12 protein-coding genes, 1 rRNA gene and 1 pseudogene are annotated in these 18,890 nt (G+C 74.0%); 1 reads left to right on the top strand and 13 read right to left on the bottom strand.

Annotated features, from left to right (window positions below; translation table 11 throughout):
- Window positions 1–132: 132 nt before the first annotated feature.
- The 5 genes from B056_RS0124515 to gatC form a co-directional block, all read right to left on the bottom strand.
- Complete coding sequence (locus tag B056_RS0124515; protein ID WP_035752674.1) at window positions 133–1,089, bottom strand: metallophosphoesterase family protein; 957 nt, start codon at window positions 1,087–1,089, stop codon at window positions 133–135.
- Between the two features lie 113 nt (window positions 1,090–1,202).
- A complete protein-coding gene (gene gatB, locus B056_RS0124510) occupies window positions 1,203–2,720 on the bottom strand; it encodes an Asp-tRNA(Asn)/Glu-tRNA(Gln) amidotransferase subunit GatB (RefSeq protein WP_018504497.1) in 1,518 nt (505 codons plus the stop codon).
- Complete coding sequence (locus B056_RS0124505) at window positions 2,717–2,965, bottom strand: hypothetical protein (protein ID WP_018504496.1); 249 nt, start codon at window positions 2,963–2,965, stop codon at window positions 2,717–2,719. Before B056_RS0124505 ends, gatB begins: the two co-directional genes overlap by 4 nt.
- A gap of 69 nt (window positions 2,966–3,034) precedes the next feature.
- Window positions 3,035–4,606 carry an Asp-tRNA(Asn)/Glu-tRNA(Gln) amidotransferase subunit GatA gene (gene gatA, locus B056_RS0124500; RefSeq protein WP_018504495.1) on the bottom strand — a complete coding sequence of 524 codons (1,572 nt, stop codon included), beginning with the start codon at window positions 4,604–4,606 and terminating at the stop codon, window positions 3,035–3,037.
- A gap of 17 nt (window positions 4,607–4,623) precedes the next feature.
- A complete protein-coding gene (gene gatC / locus B056_RS0124495) occupies window positions 4,624–4,920 on the bottom strand; it encodes an Asp-tRNA(Asn)/Glu-tRNA(Gln) amidotransferase subunit GatC (protein ID WP_018504494.1) in 297 nt (98 codons plus the stop codon).
- Window positions 4,921–5,265: 345 nt separating this feature from the next.
- Here gatC and B056_RS46175 point away from each other — a divergent pair, with 345 nt between their 5' ends.
- Window positions 5,266–5,976 carry an ACT domain-containing protein gene (locus tag B056_RS46175; protein WP_076784767.1) on the top strand — a complete coding sequence of 237 codons (711 nt, stop codon included), beginning with the start codon at window positions 5,266–5,268 and terminating at the stop codon, window positions 5,974–5,976.
- A gap of 90 nt (window positions 5,977–6,066) precedes the next feature.
- On the opposite strand, the pseudogene B056_RS46170 reads toward B056_RS46175, so the two are convergent.
- The 8 genes and pseudogenes from B056_RS46170 to rrf all read right to left on the bottom strand — a co-directional run.
- A pseudogene (locus B056_RS46170) lies at window positions 6,067–7,713 on the bottom strand (putative bifunctional diguanylate cyclase/phosphodiesterase); the annotation flags it as partial.
- Window positions 7,714–8,321: 608 nt separating this feature from the next.
- A complete protein-coding gene (gene ligA / locus B056_RS0124480) occupies window positions 8,322–10,454 on the bottom strand; it encodes an NAD-dependent DNA ligase LigA (RefSeq protein WP_018504491.1) in 2,133 nt (710 codons plus the stop codon).
- The gene (locus B056_RS0124475; RefSeq protein ID WP_018504490.1) at window positions 10,451–11,569 is read right to left on the bottom strand and encodes a methionine synthase; all 1,119 of its coding nucleotides are present in this window, start codon (window positions 11,567–11,569) and stop codon (window positions 10,451–10,453) included. The genes ligA and B056_RS0124475 overlap by 4 nt, the downstream gene beginning before the upstream one ends.
- A gap of 174 nt (window positions 11,570–11,743) precedes the next feature.
- On the bottom strand, window positions 11,744–12,802 hold the full coding sequence (gene mnmA, locus B056_RS0124470) for a tRNA 2-thiouridine(34) synthase MnmA (protein WP_018504489.1): 1,059 nt from the start codon (window positions 12,800–12,802) through the stop codon (window positions 11,744–11,746).
- A gap of 70 nt (window positions 12,803–12,872) precedes the next feature.
- Entirely contained in the window at window positions 12,873–14,060 is a 1,188-nt protein-coding gene (locus tag B056_RS0124465) for a cysteine desulfurase family protein (RefSeq protein ID WP_018504488.1), read from the bottom strand.
- A gap of 64 nt (window positions 14,061–14,124) precedes the next feature.
- Window positions 14,125–14,631, bottom strand: a complete 507-nt coding sequence (locus B056_RS0124460; RefSeq protein WP_018504487.1) for a MarR family winged helix-turn-helix transcriptional regulator — start codon at window positions 14,629–14,631, stop codon at window positions 14,125–14,127.
- Between the two features lie 228 nt (window positions 14,632–14,859).
- On the bottom strand, window positions 14,860–18,237 hold the full coding sequence (gene icmF, locus B056_RS0124455) for a fused isobutyryl-CoA mutase/GTPase IcmF (RefSeq protein ID WP_018504486.1): 3,378 nt from the start codon (window positions 18,235–18,237) through the stop codon (window positions 14,860–14,862).
- Window positions 18,238–18,656: 419 nt separating this feature from the next.
- A 5S ribosomal RNA gene (rrf, locus tag B056_RS0124450) occupies window positions 18,657–18,773 on the bottom strand.
- Window positions 18,774–18,890: the final 117 nt, after the last annotated feature.

Here is an 18,890-nt window from a genome sequence, read left to right as displayed (position 1 = left end):
GGCTAACCCGCTCCGCATCCGACGCGCCGTCGTTCGTCGGCAAGCCGACACGCGGATGCACCGATGGTGGCAACACAGAGGACCACGGCGACCGATCGGACGTCCGACCTAATCCGTTACTTAATTCGTCGTCTAACTCGTTCGATCCGCTGACAGCCCGGACCGGATCGCCGCCGCGGCGGACTCGTCCCGGGGCGCCCCCCACGGCGGCACCGGCTGACCCGTCGGCGCCGGCAGGATCTGGCGCAGCACCGGCCGGCGGGCCGGCCAGGACCGCCACTCACGCGGGTAGCCGACCGAGACCTCCTCGAACCGGACCCCGTCGTACCAGGTCGTCCGCGGGATGTGCAGGTGGCCGTAGACCACGGCGGCGACGTTGTAGCGGGTGTGCCAGTCCGCGGTCAGCTCGGTGCCGCACCACTGGGCGAACACCGGGTAGCGCAGGATCCTGGTCGGCTCGCGCACCAGCGGGAAGTGGTTCACCAGCACGAGCGGGACGTCGCGCGGGCAGGCGTCGAGCCGCCGCCGGGTCAGCTCGACCCGGGCCCGGCACCAGTCGTCCCGGGTCGGGTACGGGTCGGAGAAGAGGACCGACTCGTCCGAGCAGACGATGCCGGCCTCGTAGGCGGCGGCGAGCGCCTCCTGCTTGGTCGAGGTGCCCTCGGGCCGGAACGTGTAGTCGTAGAGCAGGAACATCGGCACGATGCGGGCCGGGCCGCCCTGACCCGTCCACAGCGGATACGGATCCTCCGGGGTGAGCACGCCGAGCCCGGCACACAGGTCGACCAGGCGCCGGTAGCGGGCCTCACCCCGCAGCGAGGTCTGGTCCCGCCCCAGCGTCCACAGCTCGTGGTTGCCCGGCACCCACACGACCTGCGCGAAGCGGTCGGCGAGCAGCCGCAGCGCCCATTCGACGTCCTCGTACAGCTCCCCGACGTCGCCGACGACGAGCAGCCAGTCGTCGGGACGGCCCGGGCGCATCGCCTCGACGATCGCCCGGTTGTCGGGATGGCGGACGTGGATGTCGCTGGTGGCGAGCAGCCGCCCCTGTGTGGTCGCCGGCGGCCGGCCCGGCGTGGTCGCTTGCATCACTGCCGATCGTCGCACATCGGCCGCCCCGGACCCGGGGCTCGCGCGAGGCCAGTGATGTGACCCACGTCGGCCGCCCCGGACGCCCACCCGGGATGGCCGCCCCGGCCGCGTCAGGAGGCCTCGAGGCGCTCCAGCAGCAGGCGACGAACGGCCGCGGCGTCGGCCTGGCCGCGCATCGCCTTCATGACCGCGCCGACCAGCGGGCCGACGGCGTTCACCTTGCCGCCCCGCACCTTCTCTGCGATGTCGGGCGCGCCGGCGATCGCCGTGTCGACCGCGTCGCGCAGCGCCGAGTCGTCGGAGACCACGGCCAGGCCACGGGCGGCGATGACCTCGTCGGCCGAGCCCTCACCGGCGAGCACTCCGTCGACGACCTTGCGCCCGAGCGCGTCGGTGAGCTGCCCGGCCGCGACCAGCTCGCAGATCCGCGCCACGTCGGCCGGGCCGATCGCCAGCTCGCGCGGCTCGACGCCGGCGTCGGCCGCCCGCCGGGCCAGCTCGTTGAGCCACCACTTGCGGGCCGCGGGCGGGCTCGCCCCGGCGGCCACCGTCGCCTCGACCAGGTCGAGCACCCCGGCGTTGCGCATCTCCTGGATGTCGCGCACCGTGTACCCGTGCTCGGCGATGAGCCGGGTGCGCCGCTGGGCCGGCAGCTCCGGCACCACCGCGCGGACGGCCTCGATGTACTCGTGGGTGAGCGCGAGCGGCGTCAGGTCCGGCTCGGGGAAGTACCGGTAGTCGGTCGCCTCCTCCTTGGACCGGCCCGACGACGTCCGCCCGGAGGCCTCGTCGAAGTGCCGGGTCTCCTGCACGACCCGGTCGCCCCCGTCCAGCAGCGCGGCCTGCCGGACGATCTCGAACCGCACCGCGCGCTCGACCGAGCGCAGCGAGTTGAGGTTCTTCGTCTCCGACCGGGTGCCGAACGGCGCGTCGGGCTCACCGGGGGCGGGCCGCGGGCGCAGCGAGACGTTCGCGTCGCAGCGCAGCGAGCCCTGGTCCATCCGGACGTCCGAGACGGCCAGCGCGCGGCACAGCTCGCGCAGCTCGTCGACGTAGGCGCGGGCGACCTCGGGCGTGCGGATGTCGGGCTCGGTGACGATCTCGACCAGCGGGATGCCGGCGCGGTTGTAGTCGACCAGCGAGTGGGTCGCGCCGTGGATCCGGCCGGTCGCCCCGCCGACGTGCAGGGACTTGCCGGTGTCCTCCTCCATGTGCACCCGGGTGATCCCGACCCGGTGGATCTCGCCCTCGACCTCGACGTCGAGCCAGCCGTTCGAGCACAGTGGCTCGTCGTACTGGCTGATCTGGAAGTTCTTCGGCATGTCCGGGTAGAAGTAGTTCTTCCGGGCGAACCGGCACCAGGACGCGATCGAGCAGTTCAGCGCCAGCCCGATCAGCGTCGCGAAACGCACCGCGGCCTCGTTGACCACGGGCAGCGCGCCGGGCAGGCCCAGGCAGACCGGGCACACCTGGGTGTTCGGCTCCGCGCCGAAGGCCGTCGCGCACCCGCAGAACATCTTGGACGCGGTGCCGAGCTCGACATGCGTCTCCAGCCCGATCACCGACTCGTACCGGGCGGTGGCGTCCTCGTAGGACGGGGTGGCGATGACGGGAGCCGATGTGCTCACCGGGATGACTCCTCTTCGATGCCGTCGACGTCGTCTTCCTCGCCCGCGGCCGGTCGGCTCGGGGCGGAACGGGTGTCGCGGACGTGGACGTAGCTCAGCGCGATCGCGGCGGGCAGCCCGATGACCCCCCAGACCAGCAGGATCGGGCTCAGCGTCAGGGCGCCGAGGACGAGCACCAGGAGCGTGAGCCCCCAGACGACCATCAGCAGTGCGCGGTCCTGCCGGCCGCTGCGCAGCCCGACCATGTCCCTCCTCGTCCTTACTTTCCCGGCCTTCCCCGTTCCCCGGCCTTCCCGGCGTTCCGGGTGCCGGCGCTAGAGCGCGGGTGCCTCGTCCAGCAGCGGATGTCCGCGACGCGCGTCCAGGGCGGCCTCGAGCGCGCCGCCGACCAGGTAGAGCCGGTCGTCCGCGAACGCCGGGGCCATGATCTGGATGCCGGCGGGCAGCCCACCCACCAGGCCGGCCGGCAGGCTCATCGCCGGCCCGCCCGCCAGGTTGGACGGGATCGTGCACAGGTCCGACAGGTACATCGCCACCGGGTCGTCCACCTTGTCGCCGATCGGGAAGGCCGGCGTCGGCGTGGTCGGCGAGACCAGCACGTCGGCCTGCTCGTAGGCGGCGGCGAAGTCACGGCTGATCAGCGTCCGGACCTTCTGCGCCTGTCCGTAGTAGGCGTCGTAGTAGCCCGAGGACAGCGCGTACGTGCCGAGCATGACCCGCCGCTTGACCTCTGCACCGAAGCCGACGTCACGGGTGTGGCTCATGACCTCCTCGGCACCGGCCCGGCCGTCGTCCCCGGCGCGCAGCCCGAAGCGCATCGCGTCGAACCGGGCCAGGTTGGACGAGCACTCGCTCGGCGCGATCAGGTAGTACGCCGCCAGCGCGTAGGTGAAGTGCGGGCAGCTCACCTCGACGACCTCGGCGCCGAGCCCGGCCAGTTCCTCGACCGCCGCGTCGAACGCCGCCTGCACGCCCGGGTCGTAGCCCTCACCGGCGAGCTCGCGCACCACGCCCACCCGAAGACCACGGATGTCGCGACGCGCCGCGGCCTCGACCACCGGCGGCACCGGCAGGTCGACGCTGGTGCTGTCCATCGGGTCGTGCCCGGCGATCGCGGCGTGCAGCAGCGCGGCGTCGCCGACGGTGCGGGCCAGCGGGCCGGCCTGGTCCAGCGAGCTGGAGAACGCGACCAGGCCGTAGCGGCTCACCCCGCCGTAGGTCGGCTTGACCCCCACCAGCCCGCACACCGCGGCCGGCTGGCGGATGGACCCGCCGGTGTCGGTGCCGATGGACAGCGGCGCCTCGAAGGCGGCGACCGCGGCCGCGCTGCCGCCGCTGCTGCCGCCGGGGATGCGGCTGAGATCCCACGGGTTGCGGGTCGGCCCGTACGCGGAGTTCTCGGTGGACGAGCCCATCGCGAACTCGTCCATGTTGACCTTGCCGAGGATGACCACGTCGGCGGCGCGCAACCGGGAGACCACGGTCGCGTCGTACGGCGGCCGCCAGCCCTCCAGGATGCGGCTGCCGCAGGTCGTCGGCATACCCCGCGCGGTGAGCACGTCCTTGAGCGCGAGCGGGACGCCGGCGAGCGGTCCGAGCTTCTCCCCCGCGGCGCGGCGGGCGTCGATCGCGCGGGCGGCGGCGAGCGCGCCCTCGGCGTCGACGTGCAGGAAGGCGTGGACGGCCTCGTCGACCTTGGCGATGCGGTCGAGCGCGGCGAGAGTCGCGTCCTGCGCGGAGAGCTCACCGGCGGCGATCGCGGCCGCGGTCTCGGCGGCGGTCAGCCGGACGACGTCGTCGGTCCGCCGGGAACCGCCCACGGCGGCAGCGGCAGCGGCGACGGCGGGCGCGGCGGCGGGCGTTGAGGTGCTGGAAACGTCGGTCATGTGCGGCCTGGTGCCCCTCACTCGTCCGGATCGAGAATGCGCGGCACCCGGAACCGGCCCTCCTCGGCGGCGGGCGCACCGGCGAGGACGTCGGCGACCGGCAGCGACGGGCGGGTCACGTCCGCGCGGAAGACATTGGTCAGCGGCACGGCGTGCGAGGTCGGCGGGATGTCCGCGGCCGCCACCTCGGCGACCCGCGCGACGGCGCCGAGGATCGCCTCGAGCTGCGGCGCGAGCGCGTCGAGCTCGGCGTCGGACAGGGACATCCGCGACAGGCGGGCGAGGTTGGCTACCTCGTCCCGGGTGATCGCCATTCCGTGGACCCCTCGTGGGCGGTGGGCACAGGCCCGAGATCGGTCAGGTCGTCGCGCGCCGTCGTGCGGATGGGGCCGGTGGTGGCACCACCGGCGGCAGGCCCCTGCCGGCGACCCTGGCCGCGGCCCGACCGGCTTGGGGCCGGACGACTGCCGCGCCGGTTGCTGCCGGCGGTGACCTGCCGGCGAACACAACGTCGGCGTTCCCCACATCGTACGGCCCACCACCCCACGCCGACTCATCCGTGGCGGTTGGCGACACGACACGGGCGCGGCGGGTGTCGGTAGGGCGGCGCGACACGCGGGCGTGACGCGGCGGCCACCGTTCCGTCACGCTCCTTGCGCATGCTCGACCACATGTCGTACCTGCTCCGGCTCCTACTTCCCGATCATCCTGGTGTGCTGGGAGCGGTGGCCACGGCACTCGGTGCCGCCGGCATCGACATCGTCAGCCTCACCGTGGTGGAGCACACACCGGCCGGGGCGGTCGACGACCTGATCGTGCTCCTGCCCCCGGGCGGCCTGGCCGAGCGGCTGTTCACCGCGGCCCACTCCGTGCCCGGGGTCTCAGTCGAGTCGCTGCGGCCCTACCAGGCCGACGGCGCCGGGATCAGCGAGGACCTCGAACTCGTCGACGCGCTCGCCGAACGCCCCGCCGACGCCGTGGCCGTGCTGACCGACCTGGTCGCCGGGGTCTTCCACGCCGACTGGACGCTGCTGCTCGAGTACCTGGGGCCGGGCGACGTCCGGGTCCGGGAGGCCTCGGTGGGCGCGCCGAGCCTGGGCGGCGACGACCTCGGTGTTCCGGAGCGGGTGCGCCTCCCACTGCCCTGGCTGCCGCTGCGCGCGGCGCGTCGCGTCGTGCCGGACGACGGCGAGTTCCCGGCCCGCTGGGAGGCGGTCAACATGGAGCTCGCCGCGGCCCCGGTCGGGGATGAGCGGCTGGCCGTCCTGGTCGGTCGGCCGGGAGGCCCCGCGTTCCGGCCGTCCGAGGTGGCCCGGCTGGCGCACCTGGCCGGCATCGCCGCCACCCTCGCCCGCACGGCCGGCCGCTGACGGTGCCGGTGCCGGTGTCGGTGCCGGTGCCGCGGCGGCGGCGGCGAGCCACGGGGTGAGCAGCACCGCGGGCAGCGCGGGCGCGACGTGCCATCCCTGGGCCGCGTCCGCGCCGAAGCCGGCGAGCCGGCGCCATTCGACGGGGGTCTCCACGCCCTCGGCGACGACCCGCAGCCCCAGGTCGGCGGCCATCCGAACCACCGCGCGGACGAAGTCGGCGTCGCGGTCGGCGCCCGCCATCCGACCGATCACGGTCCGGTCGATCTTGATCTCCGCGAACGGCAGGCGCCGTAGCGCGTCGAGGGAGACCCGGCCGGTGCCGAAGTCGTCCAGGCTGACCCGCACGCCGAGGTCCGCGAGCTCATGCAGGGCCCCGGCCGGCTCGTCGCCGTCCGCGGTGACGGCGCCCTCGGTGACCTCGAAGGTCAGCGCCGCGGCCGGCAGACCGGTCTCGGCCAGCGCGGCCGCGACCGAACCGACGAAGCCGGGGTCGCGCAGGTCCCGCGCGGACGCATTCAACGCGACCGACACCGGGATCCCCGCCGCGTTCCACCGGGTGACCTGCGCGAGCGCGCGGCCCATCACCCACGATGTGATCGGGCGGATCAGGCCGGCGGACTCGGCGAGCGGGACGAAGACTCCCGGCAGCAGCAGCCCCCGGCTCGGGTGCCGCCAGCGCAGCAACGCCTCGACCCGGCGTACCCGCCCGTCGGCGATCTCCGCCTGCGGCTGGTAGTGCACCTCGAGCTGCCCGTGTTCGAGGGCGTAGCCGAGCTCGGCGGTGGTACGGGCCCGCAGCCGGGCGCGGCGGGCGTCGCGCGGGCCGTAGGCCTGGACCCCGAGCCGATGCTCCTTCGCCGCGTACATGGCGAGGTCCGCGCACCGCGACAGGGTGGGAAGGTCGCCGCCGTGGTCCGGGTAGAGCGCGACCCCGACGCTCGCGTCGACGTCGCAGAACTGCCCGTCGATCTCGTACGGGGCCCGCAGCACGCCACGGACGCGCCCGGCCACCTCGCCGACCACCGCCCCGGCCGCCTCGCCGGACGGCAGCGCGGGCAGCAGGACGGCGAACTCGTCGCCGCCCAGCCGCGCGACGACGTCACCGGGACGCAGCGCGGCGGTGAGCCGGGCGGCGGCGACCATCAGCAGCCGGTCGCCGACCTCGTGCCCCAGCCGGTCGTTGACCTTCTTGAACCGGTCCAGGTCGAGCAGCAGCAGGCCGACCCGGCTGCCGGTCCGCTCCGCCGCGCCGAAGCTGGCCGCCGCGCGTTCGGCGAACTCCGCCCGGTTCGGCAGCCCGGTGAGCCCGTCGTGGCGGGCCTCGTGTTCCTTCTGCCGGGAGAGCTCACCGACCCTGGCCACCAGCAGCAGCGCCGGCAGCAGCAGCGGCACCAGCCAGGCGCTACGCGCCGCGGCGACCACCACCAGCGGCGCGAGGGACAGCGTCGCCACCCCGCCCGCCACCCGACGCCGCAGTTCGGCGAGGGGATCCCGACCCCCGGCACCTCCGGACGCGGCACCGCCGGGCGTACCGCCCCGCCCCGCGCCGCCGCGGGGCACCGCCGGCCCGGCCGGGCGGGTACACGGGCCGAGCAGGTCGTCGACGGCGAACAGCGCGAGACCGGCGAACGCGACCGCGGGCAGCTCCCCGGCCCCGAGATCGGCCCCGAGGCCGTACCCGGCCGCCACGGCGCCCGCCACGCACAGCGCCAGCGAGCGGCGGCCGACCACCGCCATCACCCGCCTCGGGTGCGCGCCCCGCACCAGCTCCAGCAGGACGCCGACCACCAGGTGCACCGCCAGCGCGGGCGGCGCTCCCCAGCCGAGCAGCAACGCGAACAGGAAGGCCAACGTGAGATCGGCGCCACCGGTGCCCGGCCCGCCCGGCCCGCCCGTCCAACTCGGCCCGCCCTGGCGCCCCGAGCCACCCGAGCCACCTGGGACGCCCGGGGCGCCGGGCGGTGGACCGGCCGGCCCGGAGGGGCCCGGCAAGGCCGCCGCGCCGGCGGGCGCCGGCTGCGACCCGACGAGCAGCGCGAGCCCGGCGATCAGCGCGAAGGCCGCGCCCAGGTGGTCGAAGGCGCCGCGCCAGGCCCCGGCGACGGCGACCGCCGCGGCCGCCAGGCATCCCGCCGCGCCGAGCGCGACCCCCCAGCCGGCCGCTGGTTCCGGCGGCCCGCCGCCGGCTCGCGGGGCGGCGCGCATCAGCGGCGACCGGGACAGCCCCGCGTCGATCCCCCGACGCCTCGGGAACGGGCGCGCCTGGGCCCGGCCACATCGACGAGAACATGACGGAACATATGAGTGCTCACCGTGATGAACCTTTCGCTGCCAGGATGCGAAGGCTACCCGTCGGCATCCTCGAGCACGGCGAGCACCCTCGCCGCCTCCACTCCGTCACGGAGAAGGACGGCGAATCCGGCTTCGTCCAGCAGCGGGATTTTCAGCGTGCGGGCCTTGTCGTACTTCGACGCCCCCGGGTCGGCGCCGGCGACGACGAACGTCGTCTTCTTGCTCACCGAGCCAGTCACCTTGCCGCCGCGGGACTGCACCGCCTCGGTCGCGGTGTCCCGGCTCCAGTCGCCCAGGGTGCCGGTGATGACCAGTACGACGCCGTCCAGCGGCCCGGGGCCCTCGCCGGCGCCCTCGTCGGCCAGCCGGACCCCGCCCGAGGCGATCCGGGCGACGATGTCGCGGTGCCGCGGATCGGCGAACCAGTCGACCACCGCGTCGGCGATCTTCGGCCCGACACCGTCGACGGCGGCGAGCCGCTCGGCGGGCGCCGCCGCGATCGCGTCGAGGGAACGCAGCTCCCGGGCCAGCCCACGGGCGGCCGTCGGCCCGACATGGCGGATCGACAGCCCCACCAGCAGCCGCCACAGCGGGCGGTCGCGAGCCGCCGCCAGGCCGCGCAGGATCTGCTCGATCTTCTTGTCGGCGAAGCCGCGCAGGCCCTCGAAGGACTCCGGGGCCAGGTGGAAGACGTCACCGATGTCGTGGATCCGGCCCTCGGCGAGCAGGACCGTCGCCGTCTCGTAGCCGAGCCCGTCGATGTCGAGCGCGTTACGCGACGCCAGGTGGAACACCGACTCCCGCAGCTGCGCCGGGCACGAGACGGTGTTCGGGCAGCGGATGTCGACCTCGCCCTCGGGGCGGACCAGCTCGGTCGCGCACTCCGGGCAGTGCGTGGGCATCACGAACGCCCGCTCGGAGCCGTCCCGCAGGTCGACGACCGGGCCGACGATCTCGGGGATGACGTCGCCGGCCTTGCGCAGCACCACGGTGTCGCCGATCAGGACGCCCTTGCGGCCCACCTCGTCGATGTTGTGCAGGGTGGCCATCGCCACCGTCGACCCGGCGACCTTCACCGGCTCGAGCACCCCGAACGGGGTGACCCGGCCGGTGCGGCCCACGTTCACCTGGATGTCGCGCAGCCGGGTGGTGACCTCCTCCGGCGGGTACTTGAACGCGACCGCCCAGCGGGGCGCCTTCGAGGTCGCGCCGAGGCGGCGCTGCTGGCCGAAGTCGTCGACCTTCACGACGACGCCGTCGATCTCGTGCTCGACGTCGTGACGGTGCTCGCCCCAGCGCCGGACGAAGGCCAGCACATCCTCCACCGAGGTGAGCACCTCGTAACGGCCGGAGACCGGAAGGCCCAGCTCGGCGAGTCGCGCGTACGCGCCCGACTGGGACGACACCTCGAAGCCCCGGTGGGCGCCGAGGCCGTGCACGATCAGGTCGAGCGGGCGGCCGGCGGTGACCCGGGGATCCTTCTGGCGCAGCGACCCGGCGGCGGCGTTACGCGGGTTGGCGAACGGCGCCTTGCCCGCCTCGACCAGCGTGGCGTTGAGCTCGGTGAACCGCTCGGTCGGGAAGAACACCTCCCCGCGCACCTCGAGCAGCTCCGGCACGGCCGGGCCGCGCAGCTGGGACGGCACGCTCGCCAGCGTCCGCACGTTGGGCGTGATGTCCTCCCCCGTGCGGCCGTCGCCGCGGGTCGCCGCGCGGACGAGGCGGCCACCCTCGTAGACGAGGTCGACCGCCAGCCCGTCGATCTTCAGCTCGCACAGCCACGCGGTGACGGGCTGTTCCCGGGTGGCGCGCGCCGACCAGGCGTGGAACTCCTCGTCGCTGAAGACGTTGTCGAGTGACAGCAGCCGTTCCAGGTGCTCGACCGGGGTGAACAGCGTCGAGTAGGTGCCGGCGACCTTCTGGGTCGGCGAGTCCGGGGTGCGCAGCTCGGGGTACCGCTGCTCGATCGCCTCCAGCTCGCGCATGAGCGCGTCGTACTCCGCGTCGGCGACGGTCGGCTTGTCGAGCACGTAGTAGCGGTACGCGTGCTCCTCCAGCTCGCGGGCCAGCTCCGCGGCCCGGCCCCGCTCGTCGACACCCGGGCCACCGTCACCGCCGGCCGGACCGCTCTCGTCGCCGGCCAGGCCGACCTCATCCGCGGCCAGGCCGACCTCGTCCGCGCTCACTGTGGAGATTCCACCAGGACCCGCGCCCCCTCACGGCAGTGCCGCAGCGCGGCACGCGCGTCGCCCACACTCGCACTGGCCAGGCCACACGTGGGTGTCACGGCCACCACCTCCCCGAGCAGTTCCGGAGCGAACCCCAGCCGACGCCACAGGTCGACCGCCACCGCGACCGTACGACGGGGGTCCGACAGGTTCCGGGCCCCGTCCGTGGGCACCAGGCCGAACATCAGGCCGACCCCCGCCTCGACCGCCTCACCGATCTCGTCGTCCTGCGCCCGGGTGAGCAGGGTCGCGTCGAGGCCGACGAACCGGGCGCCGGCCCGCCGCAGCAGGTCGAGCGGCACGTCGGGCGCGCAGCAGTGCACCCCGGCCGCGGCGACCGCCGCCGCCCCGGTCACCGCGGACAGCACCCCGGCCAGCCGCTCGGTCGCCGGCCCCTCCTCGACGGCCGGCAGGACGGAGAAACCGCTCGGAGTGCGGATGTGACCGGCGAGCATCGCCGGCAGCGACGGCTCGTCGAGCTGGACGAGCAGCCGGGCGCCCGGGATCCGCCGCCCCAGGTCCGCCAGATGGGCGAGCAGCCCCTCGGTGAGCGCCTCGGCCAGGTCCCGGGCCGCGCCCTGGTCGGCGAGCGCCTTGTGCCCACGCGGCAGCTCGACCCCGCCCGCCAGCGTCCAGGGGCCGGCGGCCGACACCTTGAGTGGCCCGGTGTAGCCGGCGGCCGCCTCGGTGAACGCGTCCAGATCCCGGACGAGCAGGTCACGGGCCCGGCGCAGGTCCAGGCCGGGCCGGGCCACCAGCCGCCACCCGGACGGCTGGAGGTCGACCGGCAGGTCCACCAGCAGCGCGCACGAACGGCCGATGATGTCGGCGCCGACCCCGCGGCCCGGCAGCTCCGGCAGGAACGGCAGGTCCGGCACCTCCCCCAGGACGTACCGCGCGGCCTCGACCGGGTCGAGATCCGGCAGCGACCCGACCCCGGACGCCGTCCCGGGCGGCCAGGGGATGCCCGCCCGCGCGGCCGTCCCGTCGCCGCCCAGCGGTGCGACGCCCTTCCCCGGCTCGTCCCGGACCGGCTCCGGGCCCGCGCCCCGTTCGGTGGCAGACCACGTCATCACCACATCGACTCCTTAGATTCCGGCCGCGGCCCCAGGCCGCAGCCGGCGGACAACATCCGGCAACGCGCGGGAACCGCACCCGGCACGACTACCGGACACACGCCACAACCGCGCAGGCCAGACCAGGCCAGACCGGCCGCGCGGGCCGGGCACGCCGCAGGGTCCGGCGGGTCAGGCCGCCAGGGAGCGGATGCGCCCGCCGCCGAGCACCCGGTCGCCGTCGTAGAAGACCACGGCCTGGCCCGCCGCGGTACCGCGCACCGGCTCCGCCAGCCGCGCGTCGAGCTCGTCGCCCCGGGCCGTCACCACCGCGGGGACGACCCCGCCGTGCGCCCGGACCTGCGCGGTGCACGAGACCGGCCCGTCGTGCGGCCAGACGATCCGCTCCGCGACCAGACTGCGCATGTCCAGCGCGCTGGACGGGCCGACGGTCACCGTGGACGTCGCCGGGGAGATCCCCAGCACGTAGCGCGGACGGCCGTCCGGCGCGGGACGTCCCAGGCCGAGCCCCCGGCGCTGCCCGACCGTGAACGCGTACGCCCCGTCGTGCTCGCCGAGCGTCTCGCCGGTCTCCGCGTCGACGACCGGGCCCGGACGTGGCCCCAGCCGCTCGCGCAGCCAGGCCCCGGTGTCCCCGGAGGCCACGAAGCAGATGTCGTGACTGTCCGGCTTGTCGGCGACGGCGAGGCCACGACGCGCCGCCTCCGCGCGGACCTGCGCCTTCGTGGAGTCGCCGAGCGGGAACCGGGCCGCGGCGAGCTGCGCGGGCCGCAGGGTGCCGAGCACGTACGACTGGTCCTTCGCCGGGTCCACCGAGCGGCGCAGCGTGCCGTCCGCGTCCAGCCGGGCGTGGTGCCCGGTGACGACCGCGTCGAAGCCGAGCGCGAGCGCCTTCTCCAGCACCGCGGCGAACTTGATCCGCTCGTTGCAGCGCACGCACGGGTTGGGCGTGCGCCCGGCCGAGTAGTCGGCGACGAACTCGTCGATGACCTCGGTCTCGAAGCGCTCCGCGAGATCCCAGACGTAGAAGGGGATGCCGAGCACGTCGGCGGCTCGGCGGGCGTCGCGGGCGTCCTCGAGCGTGCAGCACCCGCGGGCGCCGACCCGGTCCGAGGCGGGTGAGCGCGACAGCGCCAGGTGGACACCGGTCACGTCATGACCGGCGTCGACGGCCCTGGCGGCGGCCACCGCCGAGTCGACGCCACCCGACATGGCCGCGAGCACCCTCATCCGGCTCACGATCCCACCCCTCGTCCACACCGCCGCACCCGGCGGGCACTCCCGCCGCCGGCTCCTCGACTCACCCCGCGCTCAGACCCGCGAGCTCACCGGCGCGGCTGGCGCGCTCCACCACCGGACCGATCACGGCGACCAGCGCGTCGACGTCCGCCGCCGCCGAGCCGTGCCCGAGCGAGAACCGCAGCGACCCGCGAGCGTGCGCCTCACCGGCGCCCATCGCCAACAACACGTGCGAGGGCCGGGCCACTCCCGCCGAGCAGGCCGAACCCGTCGAGCATTCCACCCCGTGCGCGTCGAGCAGCATCAGCAGCGAGTCGCCCTCGCAGCCGGGGAAGGTCAGGTGCGCGTTGCCGGGCAGTCGGCCGGGACCGGGGGCGGCGCCGTTGAGCGTCGCCCCGGGGACCTCGGACAGCACCCGGCGCACGAGGTCGTCGCGCAGCGAGGCCAGCCGGACCCGCTCGGCGGGCAGCTCGGCGGTGACGGCGGCCGCCGCCGCGGCGAACGCGGCCACTCCGGGAGTGTTGAGCGTCCCGGAACGGACGTCGCGCTCCTGCCCGCCGCCGTGCGCCAGCGGCTCCACCTCGACCCCGCGTCGCAGGAGCAGGCCGCCCACCCCCACCGGGCCGCCGATCTTGTGCGCACTGATCGTCAGCGCGTCCGCCTCGCTGGCGGCGAACGACATCTCGATCTGCCCGAACGCCTGGACGGCGTCGGTGTGGAACGGGATGTCGCGGGCGTGGGCGACCCGGGCCAGCTCGGCGACCGGCTGGATGGTGCCCACCTCGCTGTTCGCCCACATCACCGAGACGAGCGCGACCGAGGCCGGATCGGACTCCACCGCGGCGCGCAGCACCTCCGGGGCGACCAGGCCGGTCTCGTCGACCGGCAGCGGCTCCAGCACCGCCCCCTGCCGTCGGGCCAGCCAGGACGCGGTGTCCAGCACCGCCGGGTGCTCCACCGCGCTGACCAGGATCCGGCGCCGGCGCGGGTCGGCGGCGCGGCGCGCCCAGTACAGGCCCTTGATCGCCAGGTTGTCGCTCTCCGTGCCACCCGCCGTGAAGATCAGGTCGGACGGCCGGGCGCCCAGCACCTCGGCCAGTGACTCCCGCGACTCCTCGACGATCCGGCGGGCACGCCGACCGCCGGCGTGCAGCGATGAGGCGTTCCCGGCGTCCGTCAGCACGGCGGTGAACGCCGCGACGGCCTCCGGGCGCATCGGCGTGGTCGCCGCGTGGTCGAGATAGGTCACGTCTGTAGAGGGTAGCCGCCGCCCGGGCACCCCACCCGTCCTCGGGACGACCGCCCGCCCCGGCTCAGAAGTCGCCGGCACCGCGCCGCAGGTCGGTGAGCAGCTCGACGAGGTCCCGCACGCCGCTGTCCGGAAGCCCGGGGTCGGCGAACACGGTGTCGTTGAGCTTCTCGGTGGCCGCGAGCGCCGTCACCCGCCCGTCCTCGGTGATCTCGGCGAGAATCGCGCGCCGGTCCGTCGGATGCGGCAGGCGGCGCACCTGCCCGCGGGCCTCCAGCCTGTCCACCGCGCTGGTGACACTGGTCGGGTGCACCTGGAGCAGGCTCCCGATGCGGCTCAGCGGCAGTGAGCCCTTACGGCTGAACAGCAGCAGCATGAGCAGCTCGTAGCGGGCGAAGGTGAGGTCGAGGGGCCGCAGGACCTCGTCGACGCGGGCGAGCAGGATCTGCTGCGCGCGCATGAGCGAGGTGACGGCGGCCATCCCGTCCGCGACGGGCCCCCATCCATGGGCGGTCCACTGCCGGTGCGCCTCCGCGATCGGGTCGGTCGGAAGCGGTTTCGGCTGTGACACGGGTGCAATTCTCCAGGACGGGACGTCGGGCCGGCGGACCATCAACGGCAGAGCCATCAACGATAGCCATTCCGGCGTACGGCCGTCGCACCCGGGAACGGCGATGCCGGCGACGTTGACGATGCCGGCAACATGAAGGCCACACAGCGCGCCTGGATGAGCCTCCCCCGCCGCGCGCCGCTGACCCCGCGCCGGCGGCGGCATCGGCACCGGCCCGCGGTCACGTCGTCAGATGTTACGCCTGTACTGTCCGCCGACCTCGAAGAACGCCGCGCTGATCTGGCCTAGCGAACACACCCGCACGGCGTCCATCAGCACCTCGAAAGTGTTGCCGCCGGCCGCGGCGACCTGCCGCAGCCGCTCCAGCGCCTGCTGGGCGGGCTCGCGGTTGCGGCTGGTGAAGTCCGCCAGGCGGCGCAGCTGGGACTGCTTCTCCTCCTCGGTGGCCCGGGCGAGCTCCAGCGGGCCGGCTCCCTTCTCGTCGGCGTCCGGCCCGATGAAGGTGTTCACCCCGATGATCGGCAGGGAGCCGTCGTGCTTGCGCCGTTCGTAGAGCATCGACTCGTCCTGGATGCGCCCGCGCTGGTAGCCGGTCTCCATCGCGCCGAGCACACCGCCCCGCTCCGAGATCCGTTCGAACTCGGCCAGCACCGCCTCCTCGACGAGGTCGGTCAGCTCGTCGATCACATACGAGCCCTGCAACGGGTTCTCGTTCCCGGCGAGCCCCCACTCCTGATCAATGATCATCTGGATGGCCAGCGCCCGCCGCACGGACTGCTCCGTGGGCGTCGTCACAGCCTCGTCGTAGGCGTTGGTGTGCAGGCTGTTGCAGTTGTCGTAGATCGCGCACAATGCCTGCAACGTCGTCCGGATGTCGTTGAAGTTCATCTCCCGCGCGTGCAGCGACCGGCCCGAGGTCTGCACGTGGTACTTGAGCTTCTGGGAGCGCTCCGCCGCGCCGTAGCGCTCGCGCATCGCGACCGCCCAGATCCGCCGGGCCACCCGGCCGATCACGCTGTACTCGGCGTCCATGCCGTTGGAGAAGAAGAACGACAGGTTCGGCGCGAAGTCGTCGATCCGCATTCCGCGCGCCAGGTAGGCCTCGACGTAGGTGAACCCGTTGGCGAGGGTGAACGCGAGCTGACTGATCGGGTTCGCCCCGGCCTCCGCGATGTGGTAGCCGGAGATCGAAACCGAGTAGAAGTTCCGGACGCGGTGATCGATGAACCATTCCTGCACGTCCGCCATGCAGCGCAGGGCGAACTCCGTCGAGAAGATGCAGGTGTTCTGGCCCTGGTCCTCCTTGAGGATGTCCGCCTGGACGGTGCCGCGCACGTTCGCCAGCGCCCAGGCCGCCACCTCGGCCGTCTCGGCCGCCGACGGCTCGCGCCCGTGCTCCGTCCGGAACAGCTCGAGGCGCTGGTCGATCGCGGTGTTGAGGAACATCGCCAGGATCGCCGGCGCCGGACCGTTGATCGTCATCGAGACGCTCGTCGTCGGCGAGCACAGGTCGAAGCCCGCGTACAGCGCCTTCATGTCGTCCAGCGTCGCCACCGACACTCCGGACGTCCCGACCTTTCCGTACACGTCCGGTCGGGGGCCCGGGTCACGCCCGTACAGCGTGACCGAGTCGAACGCGGTGCTCAGCCTGGTCGCCGGCGAGTCGGCGGAGAGCAGGTGGAACCGCCGGTTCGTGCGGAACGGGTCGCCCTCGCCGGCGAACATCCGCGCCGGCGCCTCACCGGCCCGCTTGTACGGGAACACGCCCGCGGTGAACGGGAAGAGCCCCGGCAGGTTCTCCCGCCGCAGGAACCGGACGAGACTGGCGTCGTCGTCGATCCGCGGCACCGCCACCCGGGGCACGGCCGTACCCGACAGCGTCGTGCGCCGCAGCGGGGTGCGGATCTCCCGGTCGCGCACCGTATAGACCATCTCCTCGCCGGAACGCTCGGCGACCAGGGCGGGCCAGCCGTCGAGCAGGTCGCGGGTCCGCGCGTCCAGCGCCGCGTCGGCTTCGTCCCGCAGGCTCCGCAGCCTCGTCAGCGCGCCGCCGGAGCCGTTCGGGCTGGAGCCGTTCGAGCCGGCCTGATCCGGCTCGACGCCGTCGAGCTCGGCGAGCGCCGTGGACAGGTGCTGGCGCCGGCGGGCGAGCTCGGCCTGCTCCTCGGTCCGCGCGTGATAGCCGCGCACCACATCGGTGATCTCCGCGAGGTAGCGGACCCGCGCCGGCGGCACCACCGTCGTCAGCCCCGAGGAGACCCGGACGTCCACCACCGGCAGCCGGCCGGGCACCACGCGCAGCCCGCGCTCGCGCAGCAGGTCACGCAGGAACTGGTAAAGAGCGGTCACGCCGTCGTCGCTGAACCGCGCGGCCGAGGTGCCGAACACCGGCATCTCGTCCCAGGAGGAGCCGAAGTCCTCCCGGTTGCGCACCATCTGCCGGGCGACGTCGCGCCGCGCGTCCTCCGCGCCCCGGCGCTCGAACTTGTTGACCGCCACGACATCGGCGAAGTCGAGCATGTCGATCTTCTCGAGCTGGGAGGCGGCTCCGTACTCGGGGGTCATCACGTACATCGAGACGTCACAGAAGGGCACGATCGCCGCGTCGCCCTGGCCGATGCCCGGCGTCTCCACAACGATCAGGTCGTACCCGGCGGCCTTGCAGGCCGCGATGATGTCGGCGAGGTGCTCGGGCAGCTCGCGCCCCGCGCCGCGGGTGGCCAGCGAGCGGAAGAACACCCCGCTGCCCGCACCGCCGGTGTCGTCGCCACCGTCGGCGGCGGCATCGGCCACGGGCGCACCGCCGAGGAAGCCGGCTCCCAGCGCGTTCATCCTGATCCGGTCGCCGAGCAGCGCACCACCGCCGCGCCGCCGGGTGGGGTCGACCGCGAGGACCGCGATGCGCAGTCCGTCGCCCTGGTCGAGGCGGAAGCGGCGCAGCACCTCGTCGGTGAGCGACGACTTCCCGGAACCGCCGGTACCGGTGATACCGAGGACCGGCACCACCGGTCCGCTCTCGGCCGCGTCGCGCAGCGCGGCGGCCAGCGCCGGGTTCCGGCCGTCTTCGAGCACCGTGATCGCCCGGGCCAGCGCGGACTCGTCGCCGGCCCGCACCGCCTCGGCCGCCGGCGGGCGGGCGGCGAGATCGACATCGCCGTCACGGACGATGCTGTTGACCATCAGGTGCAGGCCGAGCCGCTGCCCGTCCTCCGGGGAGAAGATCCGCGCGACGCCACGCGAGTGCAACAGGGCGATCTCGTCCGGCACGATGACCCCGCCACCGCCGCCGTACACGCCGATGTGCCCGGCGCCCCGCTCCCGCAGCCGGTCCACCAGGTAGCTGAAGTACTCGACGTGACCGCCCTGGTAGGACGAGATCGCGACCGCCTGGGCGTCCTCCTGGATCGCCGCCGTCACGATCTCGTCGACGCCCCGGTCGTGACCGAGGTGGATCACCTCGGCCCCCTGGGCCTGCAGGATCCGGCGCATGATGTTGATCGCCGCGTCATGGCCGTCGAACAGCGACGCCGCGGTGACGACGCGCACCGGCCAGACGGGCACGTGCAGGGCGGGGGCCTGCTGGCCCACCACGGTGACTGCGCTCATGAGGCTTGCTCCCGAGGACGGTACGCGGACACCAACGACCGTCGTTGGCACTCCGATAGTAGGACGTCCATTTAACTGGGGCCACCGAGACCAGGGACGTGAGGCCGACATACGAGCGTCAAACCCGTCACACAGCAGCGGACGGGTGATCGCGATCTGGGGACGCGCCCAGCCGAGGGTCCCTCCGGACCGGGGATCCGGGGCTCCAGGCCCGAGGCGGATCTCGCGGGTCCGGTCCCGGCCGCCGGTCCGCCAGGCGCGACCGTGGCGGGTGAGTGAGTCCATGGACTCGCTCCGCGGCACACTTCGCCCAGACCGATCCTGGGGCGGGGCGCGAACTCCGCGCCAGCCGGAACAACCCGGAAATGCAGGTGGGGGCTGCTCCCGGCCACAGCCAGAAACAGCCCCCACCAAAAGAAGTCCGGCGGCGTCCTACTCTCCCACGCAGTCACCCACGCAGTACCATCGGCGCTGAAGGGCTTAGCTACCGGGTTCGGAATGGAACCGGGCGTTTCCCCTTCGCTAAAACCACCGAAACACTATCAGACCCGACCGAAACCGGTCGCAGCCCGAGAACCGCACAGTGGACGCAGAACAGCAGAATCTTTGTGGTCAAGCCCTCGGCCTATTAGTACCGGTCAGCTCCATGCGTT

This window comes from Parafrankia discariae (assembly GCF_000373365.1).
In the GTDB taxonomy this organism is placed as follows: domain Bacteria; phylum Actinomycetota; class Actinomycetes; order Frankiales; family Frankiaceae; genus Parafrankia; species Parafrankia discariae.
Note: the sequence above shows the minus strand (reverse complement) of the source record. Positions and strands in the feature narration are given on the sequence as shown.

What these genes read in the sequence shown, in the direction of transcription:
- gatC (WP_018504494.1), bottom strand. Translation starts at nt 4,920, where the DNA reads ATGGCGATCACCCGGGACGAGGTAGCCAACCTCGCCCGCCTGTCGCGG.
- mnmA (WP_018504489.1), bottom strand. Translation starts at nt 12,802, where the DNA reads ATGAGGGTGCTCGCGGCCATGTCGGGTGGCGTCGACTCGGCGGTGGCC.
- B056_RS0124515 (WP_035752674.1), bottom strand. Translation starts at nt 1,089, where the DNA reads ATGCAAGCGACCACGCCGGGCCGGCCGCCGGCGACCACACAGGGGCGG.
- gatA (WP_018504495.1), bottom strand. Translation starts at nt 4,606, where the DNA reads ATGACCGACGTTTCCAGCACCTCAACGCCCGCCGCCGCGCCCGCCGTC.
- icmF (WP_018504486.1), bottom strand. Translation starts at nt 18,237, where the DNA reads ATGAGCGCAGTCACCGTGGTGGGCCAGCAGGCCCCCGCCCTGCACGTG.
- B056_RS0124505 (WP_018504496.1), bottom strand. Translation starts at nt 2,965, where the DNA reads ATGGTCGGGCTGCGCAGCGGCCGGCAGGACCGCGCACTGCTGATGGTC.
- B056_RS0124475 (WP_018504490.1), bottom strand. Translation starts at nt 11,569, where the DNA reads ATGACGTGGTCTGCCACCGAACGGGGCGCGGGCCCGGAGCCGGTCCGG.
- B056_RS46175 (WP_076784767.1), top strand. Translation starts at nt 5,266, where the DNA reads ATGCTCGACCACATGTCGTACCTGCTCCGGCTCCTACTTCCCGATCAT.